Consider the following 18,186-nt stretch of genomic DNA (forward strand, 5'->3'; position numbering starts at 1 on the left):
GATGAATCATTGCTCTATGATCAATACATCCGATATCTGCCGCTTAAAGCCAGCAAACTGAAAAAATACAGACAGTTGTCATAATAGCGGCGCTCACCCTGACGCAATGGGGTTTTCCAGAACAGGCGGACGAATTGATCGGCATTTGGACCATCAGCAGCCAGCGAAGCCATCGCATTGGTAGCGAGCAGGCCTACAGGATGTAAGGAAGGCTCATCGAAAGCTTCACCCTCAATGGTATATCGGCGATATTCGGATACATCAATGCTGCTGAAGAAGGACTGAATTCGATTGGATTGTTCAACCTGCCACGGATCTTTGCGAAACCATTCCCAATCCAGAGCAATATTCGCTGCAACCCGATAGGCATCACTGTAAAAGTGTCTAAAATCACCATGCCGCTGAATCGGTGCTGGTGAGCCGTCATAATTCGCATATTCAGGCGAAAGCCCGGTTACAGGATGACATGCTGTATGCAGATATGCACGACTTGCTGCCGCTGCTTCTCTCCAAAAGGTTTGATCGCTTTCATCCGCATATAATGCAAACAACTCATAGAAATGGGGGAGATGGTAGGATGGATCGCTGAATGGTGACTCCGGTACAAATTTGATCAGCCTTGTTTCCGGGTCCCACATAGGATCTCCCTCGCCATCTTCACCTTGATGAATGCATGCACGGAGGATCTTTCGGGCTTGTTCCTTATAGTTAAAAGGTGCAGTGCCATCACCCCAACGGTTGGAGGCAAACAACAAGGCCATAGCGAAAAACTCCTCACCATCAGGTGCAGGACCTTGTGATAGGCGGGTTCCATCGGGTTTGCAGTGCCAGGCAAAATAATCCTTGTATCGACCTTCAGCATGCTGCATGAACGTATGGGAATAATTCCAGAGCCGATCGAATTCTTCTTTCTTATCCATTTGTACAGCCATCATCATGCCATAAGACATGCCTTCGGAGCGAACATCGTTGTTACCGGTATCGAGTAAATAGCCTTTGTCCTCACCCATCGGGTAATATATTCGCGTATTCTCGTTTCCGTAGAATAGCTCATTCCATGTTTGCTCCAGCTTTGCGTTTATCTCATGCTCTTCATAACCCAACTTGTAAAAGAAATTGGTATATGTACCTGTATCATAAGCCCCTTGACCCGTAATATTCATCGTATTCCTCCTTCATTTGAATCGTCGATCAAATTATATCATGACAGAAGTATTCAAATTAAAGCGTTTACACCAGAAATCTTAGGTCTTTTTTGTCATGCATTAAAATACCCGACTTGAAATGATATATTTGAGAAAATCCTATACTTTATCCGGTTACTGTGAAATTAGGTAAGCGGTATACTCGGAAAGAAGGAGCATTCTGATAAAAAGGAATGGTGGTGATGTAGCATGCTTGGCGATGCAGGAGATGTGACAGAAGAAGATAAACACCAGGGGATGTCTGCACCGCGCGATCCCGTGGGAGTGGCTGAATCGACTTACGAGACTGAGTTTGATTACAACTCCCCAGGATATATCGAGATGATTGGCCGATCTCTTTTAAACAAGGGAAACAATGTCAGATTAAAACGAGCGATTGAGAAAGCTCAGCAAGGTGAACCTGTCGTTATGGCTTACATCGGGGGTTCAGTTACCCATGGGGCTGGTGCTATACCGATTCATCTTCGAAGTTACGCTTATCGCTCGTATGAGCGGTTCAAGGCGATGTTCGCCCCTTCAGACGGTAGTTCCATACATTTTGTCAAATCGGGTGTAGGAGGAACACCTTCTGAACTTGGTGTTGTACGTTATGAACGGGATGTACTCCGGGACGGTACGATTCAGCCGGATATCGTCATCATCGAATTTGCGGTAAACGACGCTGACGATGAGACCAGAGGAAACTGTTACGAGAGCTTAGTTTTGAAAGCGATTTCTGCGGATAACAAGCCAGCGGTCATCCTGCTATTCAGTGTTTTTGAGAACGACTGGAATCTACAGGACCGCCTGGCTCCGGTAGGTTGGCATTACGATTTGCCCATGGTGAGCATGAAGGATGCTCTGGTTAAGCAATTTCGCAAGACAAAGGACGAAGGTAATATCGTATCCAAAGAACAATATTTTCATGATATTTATCATCCGACCAACTTGGGACATCGAATTATGGCCGATGCACTGGGTCACCTGTTTGATGCAGTGAACCGTTCCGAACCGGACCAGGAAGACCATGATCTGAGTAGACCACCTCTGATCGGAGATGATTTCGTCAATGTTACATTACTGGATCGGAAGAACGCAGAGCTGCTCGCCCGAATTGACACAGGTTGCTTCCATCAAACGGATACTGATCTGCAGATGGCCGAGCTGGACGATCATGATTATACTACGCCGCTCTTCCCGAATAATTGGATGTACGCCCGCGGAGAAATGGAGGAAGCCAAGAGCTTCAGGCTGCATTTGCGGTGCAGACGTCTAATTTTGATCTTCAAAGACTCCGGGAGCGAGGAGTTCGGAACAGCCCATATTAAAGTAAATGGCATCCTCACCAAACAAGCCGATCCGCATGAAGTGAACTGGACACGCTGTCATGCCATGCTCCTGATTAATGAAAAACACGTTAGAGAACACATGGTCGAGATTGAAATGGCAGAAAGTCATAAGGATAAACGGTTCACGATTCTTGGATTTGGCTATGTCGGTTAACGAACGGTGGCTATAAATTCAGCTAAAAAGCTTAATACAATTAGTGAAGGGAGTACTGTACATGATATCTTCAGCACCGGCTGGATTTGACCAATACCGCGAAAATATACTACGCGGAGCAATTGAGATGATAGAATATGACTCCACAACCGTCGGAAATTCACGTAAAGCAATGGTGTATACGCCACCAGGATTTTCTTCCGAACAAACCTATCCTGTGCTTTATTTGCTACATGGAATCGGTGGGGATGAGATGGAATGGCATTATCACGGTGCTCCGCAGATTATTCTCGACAATCTATACAACGACAACCTTCTTGAACCGATGATTGTGGTTTTCCCCAATGGTCGTGCGATGCCTAATGATCGAGCCGAGGGAGACCTTTTTGATCCAGAGAAAATAAATGCTTTTGAACGGTTTGAAGCAGACCTGATTCATGACCTTATCCCTTATATGGAGTCCAATTATCCAACAGGCATCACTCGGGAAAACAGAGCCATAGCTGGCCTGTCCATGGGGGGAGGCCAGTCCTTGAACATCGGGCTAACTAATCTCGACCAATTTGCTTGGGTCGGTGCCTTTTCCCCTGCTCCGAATACCAAAGCTCCGGAAGTACTCGTACCTAACCCTGCGGAAGCATCTTCGCTTTTGTCGCTGTTGTGGATTTCCTGCGGTGATCAGGACAATCTTATCCAAATTAGTGTCAGCGTACAGCAATATTTGGAGCAGCAGGCTGTGCCACACATCTGGTATGAAGAGAGCGGGGGACATGACTGGCCTGTGTGGAAAAACGATCTGTATCTGTTTTCGAAACGTCTTTTCAAATAATCGAGTCCAGCCGATAACCAGACTCAGGGAAAAGAATATCTCATATGTTAAAAACCAAGTTTATAAATATATCAGGATGTTTTCCACGAGCTCATATATAGAAGGGGATGTTAAACAATGCTTCGAACTGTAAAAGTTGAAAATGGATTGGTTCAGGGACTGCCGGCAGCCGACCCACGAATCACAAGTTTCAAGGGGATACCGTTTGCCGCGCCACCAGTGGGCGAGAACAGGTGGCGTGCCCCACAGCCAGCCAAGGACTGGGCAGGTGTGCTTAAGGCGCACGAATTCGCGCCGATATCGATGCAGGTGAAGCAGGAGATCGATGATAACAATATCTATACCCGGGAATGGGCTGTGGAGCCGAATATCGCTATGGACGAGGACTGCCTTTACCTGAACGTATGGACCCCGGCTAAACACACCGATGAGAAACTACCTGTATATGTATGGTATTTTGGCGGGGGACTTCAGGTCGGCCATACGGCTGAAATGGAATTCGATGGCGAACGAATCGCTAGGAGAGGAATCGTGGTCGTCACGATCAATTACCGTCTCAATGTTTTCGGTTTTTTATGCCATCCCGAAATTACAGCGGAAGCACCAGAAGCACCCGCCAACTTCGGCAATCTCGATCAACAGGCAGCCACAAAATGGGTCAAACGCAATATATCAGCTTTCGGTGGAGACCCGGATAATATCACGATTGGCGGCCAGTCCGCAGGCGGCGGCAGCGTCATGACCCAGCTTACTTCTCCTCAGAATGAGGGGCTCTTTCAAAAGGCGATTGTTCAAAGTGGAATCTTTACAGCTCTCTACCCGGGAACTCGCATGCCTGCGGTTCGGAGTCATTTGACTGAAGCCGAACAGGATGGCGTGGAGTTTTTTAAGTATCTCGGGGTATCTTCGCTTGCGGAAGCAAGGCAAATAGGTGCGGTCGAACTACGCGACAAGGCAGTGAAGTACCAGGGATTTTGGGGGACCGTTGTAGATCAGGTATTCAGTGTAGGCAATCCGTTTGATTTATTCCTTCAAAACAAGTGGTGGAGGGTGCCGATTATGATGGGTCACACGTCCTCCGAATTTTTCAGCGTTCCAGATGCCGATACATCCGAAGATCTTAAGAAGCTGGCCACAGACATGTTCGGTGACGATGCCGATTTATTTCTGGAGCTGTGCTGTAATCAGTCGATCAACATAGAAGAGAGCAAGAAGAAGGCCTCGGTAAGTTCTATTGAATATGCCATTCGCATAGCCGCTGAAGCTAACGCCGGTCTCGGTGCCGATTCCCCGTTGTACTATTACAATTTTGATGCCGAGATCCCAGGATGGGACCATCCGGGTACCTTCCACTCGGTGGATCTCTGGTTTTTCTTTGAAACTCTAGCTAAATGTTGGCGGCCATTTGTCGGCAAACATTACGATTTGGCCCGCCAGATGTGCAATTATTGGGCCAACTTCATCCGGACAGGGGATCCAAATGGACAGGATTCAACTGGAGAGGAAATGGCCCAATGGGTACCCTATACCCAAGAGTCACCATATGGAATGCTTTTTGCAGATCATGCTGAATTCTCTCAAAAACAGCCAAATGAAATGATGAAGTTTCTGGTGAATCAATATTTCATAAAGGACAGGCCTGCATTGAAAACGGAGGTTTAACATAAGATCCATGAATGTGAAGAGTAAAGAAATTAAAAAAGACCCCCATGAGGGGTCTTTAAGCTATTAGTATTGGTTATATTGTCCGTACTCAATTGCTGCATTTTTTGTCATACCCGACACAGCGTGTTTACTTACAACATACACTGCCTGATTCAGAACCCCGCGAATCCCGCCAACAGATGCTACATTGACAATCGCTCCGGATTATTGCTCTTTCATCACTGGAAGAACGTATTTCATACCATAAAAGACACCTTTAAGGTTAATGTCAATAACTTTGTCAAACACTTTGCTCTTATATTCAGCTGTAGGAGCTTGTGTACCTTCGATATCAGCATTGTTGTAGAAGCCATTGATGCGTCCGAATTTTTGAACCAATCATCTACATATTTTTGCACAGCTTGCTCATCAGCTACGTCAGCAGTAAGAAGAAGTACTTCTGCTTCAGGTGCAACTTTTAGAATCAAGGATCTTTTAATTGGATTTTAAGTATTTGTACCAAAAAGTAGAAGTTGTACCTTCACCTTGTACAAATGAAAGGTGTATCATTAACAGATCACTTTATTGTAAACGCTTACCAAAGGGGGAGGTACATATGCAGCGCCTATGGTCCAAATTCTCACCGTTGTTTCGCAGGTTTATGATTTCTTATCTGATTATTCTCATGATTCCTCAAATCGCCGGATATGCCTCCTATCGAGCATCCATTGAAGCAGCGAGGACAAGCTCGATTGAGAACAGCTTCAAATCGCTCAACCTGAGCAAGGAAATCATTGAACGAAATCTTATGCTGGTTGAGGATTTTACGAGACAATTGGCAATTAACCAGGATTTATATCGCCTAATAGCCGATCCTAAGCCGCATGACGCTAATAATGTCTACGGTTTGAGCCGTATGCAGCGCAGTCTATCGATGTACAGCAGCACCAACGATTATTTGTCTCATTTTTTTATCTATATTCCGAACTATAACGTTATTATTACGCCTACGACAGTTTACTACCGACCTGAACATTATTATGCTGCCAATCCGGTAGAAGGCATGACATTCGAAGAGTGGAAAGAAAGCATACTGAAAAAGCCGCATGTAAACGAAATTATTCCCCTTCAAAATTATAAGCATGAGATTCGCAGCAATGTACTTGTGGACGCTCCTGCCATCACGTTTCTTCAGTCGATTCCTTTAAACAGCTTCAACAAACCACAGGCTACCATTGGCGTCATGATTGATGAGAATCAGATGGCAAGCCTGACTCAACATATTGTGGAGCAGTATGGTGGTTGGACGCTGGTGACAGACCCCAATGGAAATACCATCTTTTCGCGCGGTTTAAGTGAAGCCGAGGCGGTAAATTTAAAGGATATTCCTGCAGGAAAGCACGATGAAGTTCGGCCTATGGGCGATGGACGTCTGCTGATTTCCATTCATTCAAATCAAAACGGCTGGAATTACATGGCTGGCATCCCCGAACGCGCGCTTATGATAAAAGCGGATCAAATCAAGCACGTTACCTTAACCTTTACGCTCGCAACACTTTGTTTTGGATTGTTGATTGGGCTGCTGCTGGCTTACCGACACAGCGCGCCGATTCATCGGCTCCTGTCCGTGTTCCGGGAACAGGATTTTGTGTTGCCTGGAAAGTCAGGCAATGAATATGATTTTTTGGCAAGCAACATCACCAGCCTTATCACTAATAACCACTTACTCAAGAATGCATTAAATGAGCAGATTCCTATGCTGCGGGACGGGTTTATCAAGCGTCTGCTGACGGGTGAGTTTTACACTTACCGCGAGTTGGAGGCGATTTCTGCCCAGACAGGTATTTCCCTCCATACCAGCCGAGGTGTTGTGGGGATTTTGAAAGTGGATGGCTATGGGAGTCCGGATAGCGAAGAGATCATTCAAGAACTAAGCGTTGCGAGACTCATCGTGCGCGAAGCCATGACGACATGGCATTCCGATGTGTTGATAACAGACTGGGGAACAGATCAAATTGCTTTTGTGCAACCGTTTAGCGAAGAACCTTCAAATAAAGCTTTGCACACAAGTGTATCGGAACTGAGCAACCGGATGAATGCTGTATACCGGGATTACCGGGTATCGACCACTATTGGAATTGGTTCTTCTTATGAGGTATGGAATGATGTTGGCCGTTCGTTTAACGAGGCCAGGCAAGCGTTGGAATATGCCATTCATATGGGAACGGAGCATCTGGTGATGTTCGAGGACACTGTAAAGGAAACCGAATTGTACTACTATCCGATTGAGTCCGAACAGCGGCTACTAAATACGCTGAAGGCGGGAGAACAGGAAGAATCCGATCGTGTTCTGGATCAGTTGTTCAGTCGAAATTTTACAGAGCGAGAACTGTCTTATGACATGACACAGCAGTTCGTTGTGGAATTAAAGGGAACGTTCCTGAAGTTGGGACCCAAGATCATGTTGGATGAAACGCTTGTCGAGGAGTTTAAGAACCGGATTGCAGCTATTCAAGTAACGGACAGTGTTTCCGTACTCCGGGGCAAGTTTCATCAACTGGCGGAAGACGTCTGCCGGGACGTACAACGCAAAAAGTCAAACATGCATGCGGAAATTGTTTACGAAACGATTGCTTACATTCAGGAACGCTATGTCGATGCGACCTTGACGGTGTATCGGATTGCGGAACAAATGGGGAAACCGGAAAAATATATATCGCAATTATTCAAGGAGTATACCGGAGAGAACCTTTCCGACTATGTGGAAGTGGTGAGAATTAACAAAGCTGCTGAACTGCTGCGTGAGAGTCAACAGACGATTGATGAGATTGCCCTGACAACCGGATATAACAGTGCGCATTCATTCCGAAGAGCCTTCAAACGTGTCAGGGGGGTCTTGCCTAGTTCATTTCGCCACATGGAAGATCAAATGAAATGAAGCTGCCACAATTATCATCACTAAACAAAGAGGAACCCACAGAAAAATCTGAGCCGAATGCAAAGCAATAGCGGGCTTCCCGGTCTTTTTACCCTTGAATCGTACCTGATCGTGTAAAGTGTACCTTTACGCAATAAGGAGTGCCCTCTTATGATTACGGACAAGAAAGCGTTATCAAAAAGAGGGCTGTATTCATGCAGGCTACTTACTGGGGGGATGATTCTGAGAACGACAATTTCGAATGGTAAAAGAGACATGAAACAAGGCAGGCGCTCTACAGTGAAACTGGCCTTGTCCAGAAGTTGGAGGAGACATTGGCAGCTTTACCTGTTAATGATTCCTCCCGTCGCATACTTTGTTATTTTCAAGTATGTGCCCATGGTTAACGCAGTACTCGCTTTCAAAGATTACAACGTGATTAAGGGGATTTGGGGAAGTCCATGGGTAGGGACCAAATATTTCGAGCTACTTTTCCAAAACCCCGCGTTCGCTACACTGATCAAAAACACGCTTTATATTTCATTTTACAGTTTGATTGTAGGTTTTCCGGTCCCCATATTGCTGGCTCTGGCGTTAAACGAAGTCAAGAACGCCCGATTCAAAAAAACGGTACAGATGGTTACTTATGCACCTTATTTTATTTCAACCGTTGTCATGGTATCGATCATCATGCTGTTCCTATCCCCAAGGCTGGGCATTGTTAACACGATTGCAGGGGCGCTTGGTTTTGAAGCAGTCAATTTTCTTGGAGAGCCAGGGTTGTTCCGGTCCATCTATGTATTTTCTGATGTCTGGCAGAGCATGGGATATTCGGCGGTCATTTATTTGGCAGCACTTGCAGGTATAGATCCTTCATTGTACGAAGCGGCCAAGGTTGACGGAGCTAACCGGTTTCAGAAAATGGTGAACATTGATCTGCCCGGCCTGCTGCCTGCGGCAGTCATTATCCTGATCCTGAGCGTTGGCAATATCATGGCGGTCGGATTCGAAAAAATTTATTTGTTGCAAAATCCGTTAAACCTGTCTGCTTCCGAAATTATCTCCACATATGTGTACAAGATGGGTTTGCTGAATGCCAACTACAGCTTCGCTACCGCTGTTGGCCTCTTTAATTCGCTTATTAACCTGATTCTGTTGTTAACAGTCAATGCTGCAGCCAAGCGTCTGTCTAATACAAGCTTGTGGTAATACGGCAAAAGGGAGGGGGATAAAAGATGAGCCAGTTACATTCCGAAGCCGGTTCGGCGGTTAAAAGTAGGAGTACAATCAGAGAATCTCTAGGGGACCGGGTGTTTGTAGCCATCATCTACGTTGTTCTGACTGTAGTCTTGATTGCGGTACTCTATCCATTGATCTATATCGTAAGCTCTTCTCTGAGTAGCCCGTCAGCAGTTACTTCTGGAAAAGTTTGGCTGTGGCCCGTTGATTTGACACTGGACGGCTACAAGTCTGTATTGCGCAACGACCAGGTTATTATGGGTTACGCCAATTCGTTATTTTATACCACAATCGGAACTCTGGTTAGTGTAGCGCTGACCATTATGATTGCTTATCCACTTTCCAAAAAAACCTTTGTTGGACGTAGCCCTCTCATGATGTTCATTACGTTTACTATGTTATTCTCGGGCGGGTTGATCCCAACTTATCTAGTGGTCAAATCTATGGGACTGATCGATACTCGCTGGGCTTTGCTGATTCCAAATGCCATTTGGGTATGGCAAGTGATCATCGCACGCACCTTTTTTCAGAATTCGATCCCGGATGAGTTGTCCGAGGCAGCAGATATCGATGGGTGCAGTGACATCCGTTTTATTTTCAGCGTTATCCTTCCTCTGGCCAAACCCATTGTGGCCGTTCTGTCACTGATGTATGCCGTTGGGCAGTGGAATGCATATTTTGATGCCCTAATCTATTTAAAAACACAATCGCTCTATCCGCTTCAGTTGATTCTTCGCAGCATTCTGATATTGAGCAATGGCACCGGAAACATGGATGCGGGCGAGATGGTAAAGCAGCAGCAAATGGCCGAATTGATGAAGTTCTCACTAATTGTAATGGCCAGCTTGCCTGTGCTCGTCATTTATCCGTTTGTTCAGCGATATTTCGTTCAGGGCATGTTGATTGGCTCCGTCAAGGGCTAGTTCACTACTAACATTCATAAGGGAGAGGGTCTATTTGAGAAAAACAGGATCAATCGTACTTGCTTGTTTACTTCTTCTGTCTATGGCACTGGCGGGATGTTCATCCTCAAATCGGGGCAACGGGAAAGAGGGAGGAGGCGGTTTGTCCGGGGACACCGTGTCCATTAATGTGTTCGCTCATCAAAGCTCGGATACCAACCTTCTCACGAACAAGTTTACAAAAAAAATGGAAGAGAAGTTCAACCTTAAGATAAACTGGACGACTGTTCCTTTTGATGGTGCAGCAGAAAAAAGACAGATTTCACTAGCTTCGGGTGATTACCCGGACCTGTATTTGCTCATTCCATGGGTCGACCGTTTTTCTCAAACGGATTTGTTGAAATTCGGCCAGCAAGGTGTCATTGTGCCGCTCAACGATCTGATTGATCAATATGCGCCGAATATCAAGAAGGTACTGGACAGCAGTGAGTATTATAAAGCGATGAACACTGCGCCCGACGGCAATATTTACGGTCTGACAGGATTGAATGAATGTTTCCACTGCTCCTATCCGAACAAAATGTGGATGAATACCAAGTGGCTAAAACAGCTCGGCTTATCCGAGCCTACAACGACAGAGGAATTTAAGGAAGTGCTGAAAGCATTCAAAACCAAGGACCCCAACGGCAACGGCAAAGCTGATGAAGTTCCACTTAGCGGTTCTATTGAAAATTTCGGTGTGCACATCATTCCTTATTTGATGAACGGGTTTATCTACGACGATGACAGAACCTATCTCATTGCGAAGAATGGGCAGGTTGAGACGGTTGCCAGCAAACCGGAGTGGAAGGAAGGACTTGCCTATATTAAGTCGCTGTATGATGAAGGTGTGATTGACCCTGGTGCTTTCACGCAAAATGTCGGGGCATTTAAAAAAATCGGAGATAACGCTGACGCGCAGCTTCTTGGCGCAGGTGCTGCAATGCACCCGTCTCTTTTTGTAAATACTGCTGAGGATTCTCCGTATGGGAAGGATTACAATCCGATTCCCCCACTGAAAGGACCACATGCCAATTATGCGACCTATAACTATCCAATTGATCCTGGTGCATCGTTTGTATTAACAAACAAAGCAAGCGAAGAAACGCAGATTGCAGCCATAAAAATGCTCGATTATCTTTACACAGAGGAAGGAGCCATGAGCGCATATCTGGGTGAGGAGGGCACGAGTTGGCGAAAGCCGCAGGAAGGAGAAGTGGCCCTGAATGATCAGGTGCAGCCACTCTACAAAGCAATTCCACTCCCAACAGGAGAAGAGCCGCGTAATGATAGCTGGGGGGCGCTCAGTCAGTACAATCACCACAGAGCTTACCGAGATGCCGAAGTACAAGGCAAGGACATATATGCGGGTGACGGTTATGAGCGTCGACTTTATGAGGCGACACTGTTAATGGAGGGCAAAGAACCCGATGAGATATTCCCGCATTGGGCACTATGGGTTGATCCGGCAAATGCAGATGAAACAAGCATGATGCAGACAAATCTCAAGGATTATATTGACCAGAATGCCTTGCAATTCATTACAGGTGCGAAGAGCTTGGAAAAGGATTGGGACGATTATGTGAAAGGGCTGGAGGGTCTGAACATCAAGCGTTATCTGGAAATTATGCAGGCGGCCTATGATGTTTCATCCATCTCCAAGTAGATTTTTCTAAAACACGGGCCCGGTTCGCATCCCTGCGAATCAGGTCCGTATTTACTTTGATGGCAGGTAAATATCGGCTTTCAGTATTTGATGTTACACTAGACCGCACCTTTATCTTTGATCAAATTAAAGCATTTTCCTAAAAAACTTTAGTGTATCGGCCTGAACTATTGGCAAGGAGAAAAATATAAGTAATAATACCACTCATAAAAAACTCATCTAATATTCGTTATTGGAGGTTCAACATGAACGAATCAAATCGGAATAATCATCGAATGTGGTACAGCAAACCTGCGGAAATATGGAACGAGGCTTTGCCAATCGGGAATGGTCGTTTCGGTGCATTGATATTTGGTGGGGTAGCTGAGGAGCGTTTGCAGTTGAATGAGGACTCGATGTGGTATGGTGGTCCACGGGATCGTAATAACGAAGATGCACTGCCCAATCTGCCGCATATCCGCAAATTAATAATGGAAGGGAAACTTAGGGAGGCTGAAGAGATTGCGTCCATGGCGATGGCCGGGCTTCCGGAAGCCCAGCGACATTATTTGCCACTTGGCGAGCTGCAGTTATCTTTCGGCAATCATGATGGTTCTATTGAGGACTATGTTCGTGAGCTTGATTTGGAGCTGGGCATCTCCAGGGTTAGCTATCGAGTTAATGGTATCTGTTATACACGTGAGCTATTTGCCAGCCATCCAGATCAAGCCATCATCATCCGAATTTCGGCAGACAAGAAGAATGCCTTGTCCATAAAAGCCCGATTTAATCGACAGAACTGGAGGTATTTGGAGAAAACAAAGAAATGGGAGCAAAGCGGACTTGTCATGCATGGTCAATGTGGTGGTAAAGACGGGAGTTCCTTCGCAACTGTTATGAAAGCGATACCAAACGAAGGCGTTTGTCGGCTCCTTGGTGAGTACTTGCTGGTGGAGGGCGCAAGCTCGGTCACGCTTATACTTGCTGCGGATACGACTTTCCGCCAAGAAGATCCGGAATTATACAATAAATTTCGTATAGAACAGCTTAGCCAGACTCCGTATGATACGTTGCTTGTACGGCATACGACCGATTATGGTGAACTGTACAATAGGGTTGCGTTGAACCTGTCCAAAAGGTCTGATCGCATTGATCTTCCGACCGACGAGAGATTAAAACAGTTCCAACAGGGAGAAGAAGACCTCGAATTGATTGAAACCTACTTTCAGTTTGGTCGTTATCTGCTGATTTCCTCAAGCCGGCCAGGTTCTTTGCCTGCAAATCTTCAAGGCATATGGAATGACAGTTTTACGCCGCCATGGGACAGCAAATTTACCATTAACATTAACACACAAATGAACTATTGGCTCGCTGAAAGCTGCAATCTAGCAGAGTGCCATGAGCCGTTATTTGATCTGATTGAGAGAATGCGGGAGCCCGGCCGAATTACGGCTCGGACTATGTATGATTGCCGGGGATTTACAGCACATCATAACACCGATATTTGGGCCGACACGGCCCCTCAGGATACCTACCTTCCAGCATCCTTCTGGCCGCTGGGCGCAGCTTGGTTATGCCTGCATTTATGGGAGCATTATCGCTATAGTCAGAATCGCATTTTTTTGGAAAAGGCTTATGAAACCATGAAGGAATCTGCGCAGTTTATCCTTGACTATCTGATTGAGGATGCTGAGGGCCGCCTTATTACCTGTCCATCCGTCTCTCCGGAGAACAGTTACAAGCTGCCAAATGGCGAAATCGGGGTGCTTTGCGCAGGTGCTTCAATGGATTTTCAGATCATTGAAGCTTTGTTCACTGCATGCATTCATAGTGCCGAGTTGATCGGAAGAGACCATTCATTTAGCAAAGAGCTCGCTGCTGTCCTGAAGCGGATTCCGAAGCCGCAAATCGGAAAAAATGGGCAATTGCAGGAATGGATGGAGGATTATGAAGAGGTTGAACCGGGACACCGCCATATCTCGCATCTATTCGGACTGTACCCCGGAGAAAGTTTCACTCCAGAACACACGCCGGAATTGGCGAAGGCTGCACGCACCACTCTGGAGCGCAGACTCAAAAATGGTGGTGGACATACCGGCTGGAGCCGGGCCTGGATCATTCATTTCTGGGCACGTCTTCAGGATGGGCAGAAAGCTTTCGAAAATGTCAGGGCTCTCTTGGAGCACTCCACGTTGCCCAATCTTTTTGACAATCATCCGCCGTTTCAGATTGATGGTAACTTCGGCGGAGCATCCGGAATTGCCGAGATGTTAATGCAGAGTCACACTGATGTGATCCGGCTTCTGCCTGCATTACCCGACGAATGGATTGAAGGGAGTGTACAGGGTCTCAGGGCACGAGGCGGCTATGAAATCGGATTTTCCTGGGTAGCGGGCGAAATTACTGAAGTCACAGTAAAAAGTACAATTTCCGGACTTTGTCAGTTGGAAGGCCCTGGCCTTAAGCGTATTTCATTCGATGCAGAAGCTGGTCGCACGTATACTTTAACTTAAACAGACTCCGTTAAACCTAGCGCGTAGTACAGCGCTATATAGGGCAAGAACGGGAGTCTGTGTTACGAACAAAAGCCAATAATTATGCACTTCGGGAATATCAGAAACAAAATTGCTGTTAGGTGCCTCGTCTTGCTCAACGTAAAAAAATGTTAGTCATTATTTTTCACCTTACGATTTTATTTATTTTCTATTTACAGGATTTATTTTCAATTAATATTACCTAATTACTTCTACGAGGAGTGTAGCTTTTTATGAAGAAACAGGGGTTAAATCCATATCTTCCATCTTGGGAATACGTTCCCGATAGTGAGCCTTATGTATTTGACGGTAGAGTTTATGTGTACGGATCGCATGACCGATTTAACGGACATGTCTTTTGCTTAAACGATTATGTCTGTTGGTCGGCGCCAGTGGACGACCTCGGAAATTGGCGAAATGAAGGTCTCATCTATTAAAAAACAGATGATCCGCTAAATCCCGATGGCAGTATGTGTCTTTACGCCCCAGACGTTACGATAGGTCCTGATGGACGGTATTATCTTTATTATGTATTGGATAAAGTCCCGGTTGTTTCTGTGGCTGTATGCGATACACCTGCAGGCAAATATGAATTCTACGGTTACGTAAAATATGCTGACGGCACTCGACTTGGAGAAAGAGACGGGGACGAACCTCAATTCGATCCCGGCGTGTTGACCGAAGGACAGCTTACTTATCTTTATACCGGCTTCTGTGCGGCCGGGGACAAATCGAGACATGGTGCGATGGCGACGGTGCTTGGTCCAGACATGCTGACGATCGTAGATGAGCCTGTATTCGTAGCACCGAGTCAACCATACAGCGAAGGTAGCGGATTTGAAGGACATGAGTTTTTTGAGGCACCTTCAATCCGGAAGAAAGGGGATATCTACTACTTCGTATACTCCTCTATCGTCATGCATGAATTATGTTATGCTACCAGCAAATTCCCAAACAAAGGGTTTGAATATCAGGGCGTTATCATAAGCAACTGTGATCTACATATTGACTCTTATAAACCAGCTGACAAGCCGATGTATTATGGAGGAAACAACCACGGCAGCATTGTTGAGATAAATGGTGACTGGTACATTTTCTATCACCGTCATACAAATGGCGACGCATTCAACCGTCAGGGCTGTATTGAGCGTATCTCTTTTGACGAGGATGGTATCATTTCTCAGGTGGAAATGACTTCCTGCGGCCTGAATGGCAAGCCTCTTGAAGGAAAAGGAGAGCACCCCGCATACCTCGCATGCAATCTTTTTACGAGAGATGATCAAATGTATACAGGAGGTTTCGGAGATGGGGCGTGGCTGGATGGCCGCTTCCCGAAAATCACCCAGGATGGAAGAGACAACGATGAAGAGGCTGGATATATTGCCAATATGGTGGAATCAGCTACAGCAGGTTTTAAATATTTCAATTGTAACGGAATCCGCCAGGTCACAGTCAAGGTGCGCGGATATTGTAATGGACACATCGAGGTTAGAACCGCATGGGACGGCCCTGTGCTTGGTATGATCCCAGTGCATTTTACAAATGTTTGGAAAAAGTATACGGCCGAGATTACCGTTCCGGACGGCAGACAGGCTTTGTATTTTACTTACAAGGGAGCAGGAGGCGCCAGCTTGGCTTCATTTACATTAGAATAAACGCCTTAATAGATCTGAACTGCGTAAAAACAGAGCAGCTGCTGATATCCAGCAGTTGCTCTTTTCATTTGAATATCTCAAGTGTTATTATTCGATAATATTTTTGTTGAAAAGGATTCTATATGATCAGGATGATCGGCTGCCGGTGCCTGCTGGGAATGGCTGCGAAATTCACTTGGCGTGATGCCGGTCCATCGCTTGAACTGACGGCTGAAATGCGCATTGGTTTTATACGCCAGCATCATAGCAATATGGTCAATGTTGAGGTCGGTTTGTTTTAACAGCCGCTGAGCTTCGTTCAGAAGGGTATCTGATAAAAACTTTCGCGGTGATGTACCGTATACCTGCCGAAAGATCCGGTTGATCTGCGAGGGGCTAATGTTCAGTGATTTGGCGATGTCTTGGATCCAGGTTCGCTCACTCTCCCGAATTTCACCATGAAGATGGATATATCTTACGGAGTCCTCAATGTGCTCAGCGATTTGATGAGCAATGGCTTCTTTTCTGGATAAGGTGACGGATGCGTTCTGAGATAAATGGCCGACCAGGGAGCCTAACAGTTCGAATACGGCAGCATGAACCATCATCTGTTTGGATGAAGACAGTGGGGTGGATAAATGCTCTGTGGCCAGATCATACAATGTACACAGTGAAGAAGAAAGTCCCAAAGCTAATTTCGAATCTGCCGGATAATAAATATCTCTGCATCGGTTGAGTTCTCTGCAAAAGGAGATATCGTGTACACTGAAATGAACGGAAAAGTAAGAGAAGCCCTGCGGTCCAGCACCGGTGCAGGAATGGGTCATACCGGGGCGGATGAACAGAAGGTCTCCAGCAGACTGGCTGTATAACTGTCCATTCACCACCATGTTCATCTGACCATCCAACATCCAGTGGATTTCATACATGGAATGCTCATGGGATGGATACGTCCAGTTGGAATCTGCTTTTCTTGCATGCAGCCCCAATAACTGAAAAGACAAGCGAACATCAGGTAAACGGCCTAAATACATAGCTTCTGAGATTTTGGTCACAGCAACCTCCTCTTAATGCTCTGTATTCCAAATACGGATAAATTCATATTAACATAAAAATAATGCGTGAAAAGGGTAAGTCGTTGGAGTGATTAGAACATCGTCATGAACCTTAGCTGGTGCTATGGTAGTGTTATCACCCCGATGGGGAGAATGGGGGCAAGCTTGTATGAGAATTATTCGATTTCTGGATGGACAAGAGAAGTGGCTAGCAGCCGTTACGGATGATGGAAAAGCCTATCGTTTGCCACAAGCAGATTTTATGACTCTGATCTATCAAGCAAGAGAGCTTGGAATTTCTCCAGTTCAACTGGTTGAAAGCGCTTTTAAATCACTGAACAAGCTGAACGACGACTGGACTTCTCTACAGCTGATCACACCAGTGGAAGCTCCGGAAGTATGGGCGGCTGGTGTGACTTATCAACGAAGCCGGGAAGCGCGAAATTATGAAGCAACGGATGGTAAGCTGGATGCGAACACCTTTTACGACAAGGTATACGATGCAGAACGTCCTGAGATCTTCTTCAAATCCACAGCAGCTCGCACTGTTGGACCGAATGAAGCTGTCACTCTCCGCAGTGATTCAAATTGGCAGATCCCGGAGCCAGAACTTGGGCTGGTTCTTACCGCTGATGGCACAATTGCGGGATACATCGTGGGCAATGACATGAGCTGCCGGGATATTGAAGGGGAAAACCCGCTGTATCTGCCGCAGGCCAAAATATGGCGCAGTTCCTGCTCCATCGGTCCGGCCATTCGATTGGCGGAAACAGTACAGAATCCTTATGACCTTGGCATCGTCTGCGAAATATTCCGTGATGGAAAATTGGTTGTGAAGAGTGAAGCCAGTACAAGTGAATTAAATCGAAAGCTGGATGAACTGGTGTCCTTTTTAGCAAGAGATAATGATTTGTTTGACGGCACGGTGCTACTAACAGGTACAAATATTGTACCGCCCCATGATTTTACGCTTGAATCCGGAGATCGTATTGAAATATCCATAAATGGCATTGGGAAACTCGTTAATCCTGTCATTTCTAACTAGTGTATAAGGAGGATGA

General features: G+C 45.9%; 11 protein-coding genes and 2 pseudogenes. 10 read left to right on the forward strand and 3 right to left on the reverse strand.

Annotation, left to right across the window (positions count from 1 at the left end):
- Positions 1-20 precede the first annotated feature (20 nt).
- Positions 21-1,163 (reverse strand): family 8 glycosyl hydrolase, encoded by a 1,143-nt coding sequence (locus DC345_RS25070; RefSeq protein WP_113055517.1) that lies wholly within the window; start codon positions 1,161-1,163, stop codon positions 21-23.
- A 231-nt stretch (positions 1,164-1,394) separates the two neighbouring features.
- On the opposite strand from DC345_RS25070, the gene DC345_RS25075 reads away from it, so the two are divergent.
- From DC345_RS25075 to DC345_RS25085, 3 genes are all read left to right on the forward strand, one after another.
- The gene (locus DC345_RS25075) at positions 1,395-2,687 is read left to right on the forward strand and encodes an SGNH/GDSL hydrolase family protein (RefSeq protein WP_113055518.1); all 1,293 of its coding nucleotides are present in this window, start codon (positions 1,395-1,397) and stop codon (positions 2,685-2,687) included.
- Between the two features lie 61 nt (positions 2,688-2,748).
- Positions 2,749-3,516 carry an alpha/beta hydrolase gene (locus tag DC345_RS25080; protein WP_113055519.1) on the forward strand — a complete coding sequence of 256 codons (768 nt, stop codon included), beginning with the start codon at positions 2,749-2,751 and terminating at the stop codon, positions 3,514-3,516.
- 117 nt (positions 3,517-3,633) lie between these two features.
- A complete protein-coding gene (locus DC345_RS25085; protein WP_113055520.1) occupies positions 3,634-5,178 on the forward strand; it encodes a carboxylesterase/lipase family protein in 1,545 nt (514 codons plus the stop codon).
- Between the two features lie 66 nt (positions 5,179-5,244).
- Here the strand turns inward: DC345_RS25085 and DC345_RS25090 are convergent.
- Positions 5,245-5,559: pseudogene (locus DC345_RS25090) on the reverse strand (SDR family NAD(P)-dependent oxidoreductase).
- 217 nt (positions 5,560-5,776) lie between these two features.
- Here DC345_RS25090 and DC345_RS25095 point away from each other — a divergent pair.
- From DC345_RS25095 to DC345_RS25120, 6 genes and pseudogenes are all read left to right on the forward strand, one after another.
- Complete coding sequence (locus tag DC345_RS25095; protein ID WP_113055521.1) at positions 5,777-8,098, forward strand: helix-turn-helix domain-containing protein; 2,322 nt, start codon at positions 5,777-5,779, stop codon at positions 8,096-8,098.
- Between the two features lie 255 nt (positions 8,099-8,353).
- Positions 8,354-9,286 (forward strand): ABC transporter permease, encoded by a 933-nt coding sequence (locus tag DC345_RS25100; RefSeq protein ID WP_258530800.1) that lies wholly within the window; start codon positions 8,354-8,356, stop codon positions 9,284-9,286.
- Between the two features lie 26 nt (positions 9,287-9,312).
- Positions 9,313-10,239: a carbohydrate ABC transporter permease gene (locus tag DC345_RS25105; RefSeq protein ID WP_113055522.1), complete on the forward strand. Its 927-nt coding sequence runs from the start codon at positions 9,313-9,315 to the stop codon at positions 10,237-10,239.
- A gap of 82 nt (positions 10,240-10,321) precedes the next feature.
- Positions 10,322-11,923 carry an ABC transporter substrate-binding protein gene (locus DC345_RS25110; RefSeq protein ID WP_397333751.1) on the forward strand — a complete coding sequence of 534 codons (1,602 nt, stop codon included), beginning with the start codon at positions 10,322-10,324 and terminating at the stop codon, positions 11,921-11,923.
- Between the two features lie 245 nt (positions 11,924-12,168).
- Entirely contained in the window at positions 12,169-14,415 is a 2,247-nt protein-coding gene (locus DC345_RS25115; protein WP_113055524.1) for a glycoside hydrolase family 95 protein, read from the forward strand.
- Positions 14,416-14,669: 254 nt separating this feature from the next.
- Positions 14,670-16,091, forward strand: a pseudogene (locus DC345_RS25120) (family 43 glycosylhydrolase).
- 77 nt (positions 16,092-16,168) lie between these two features.
- Here the strand turns inward: DC345_RS25120 and DC345_RS25125 are convergent.
- On the reverse strand, positions 16,169-17,125 hold the full coding sequence (locus DC345_RS25125; protein WP_113055525.1) for a helix-turn-helix domain-containing protein: 957 nt from the start codon (positions 17,123-17,125) through the stop codon (positions 16,169-16,171).
- Between the two features lie 169 nt (positions 17,126-17,294).
- Between DC345_RS25125 and DC345_RS25130 the strand changes: the two genes are divergently transcribed.
- The gene (locus tag DC345_RS25130; protein WP_113055526.1) at positions 17,295-18,170 is read left to right on the forward strand and encodes a fumarylacetoacetate hydrolase family protein; all 876 of its coding nucleotides are present in this window, start codon (positions 17,295-17,297) and stop codon (positions 18,168-18,170) included.
- Positions 18,171-18,186 lie beyond the last annotated feature (16 nt).

Origin of the sequence: Paenibacillus taichungensis, assembly GCF_003287275.1 — a bacterium.
GTDB classification, from domain to species: Bacteria; Bacillota; Bacilli; order Paenibacillales; family Paenibacillaceae; genus Paenibacillus; species Paenibacillus taichungensis_A.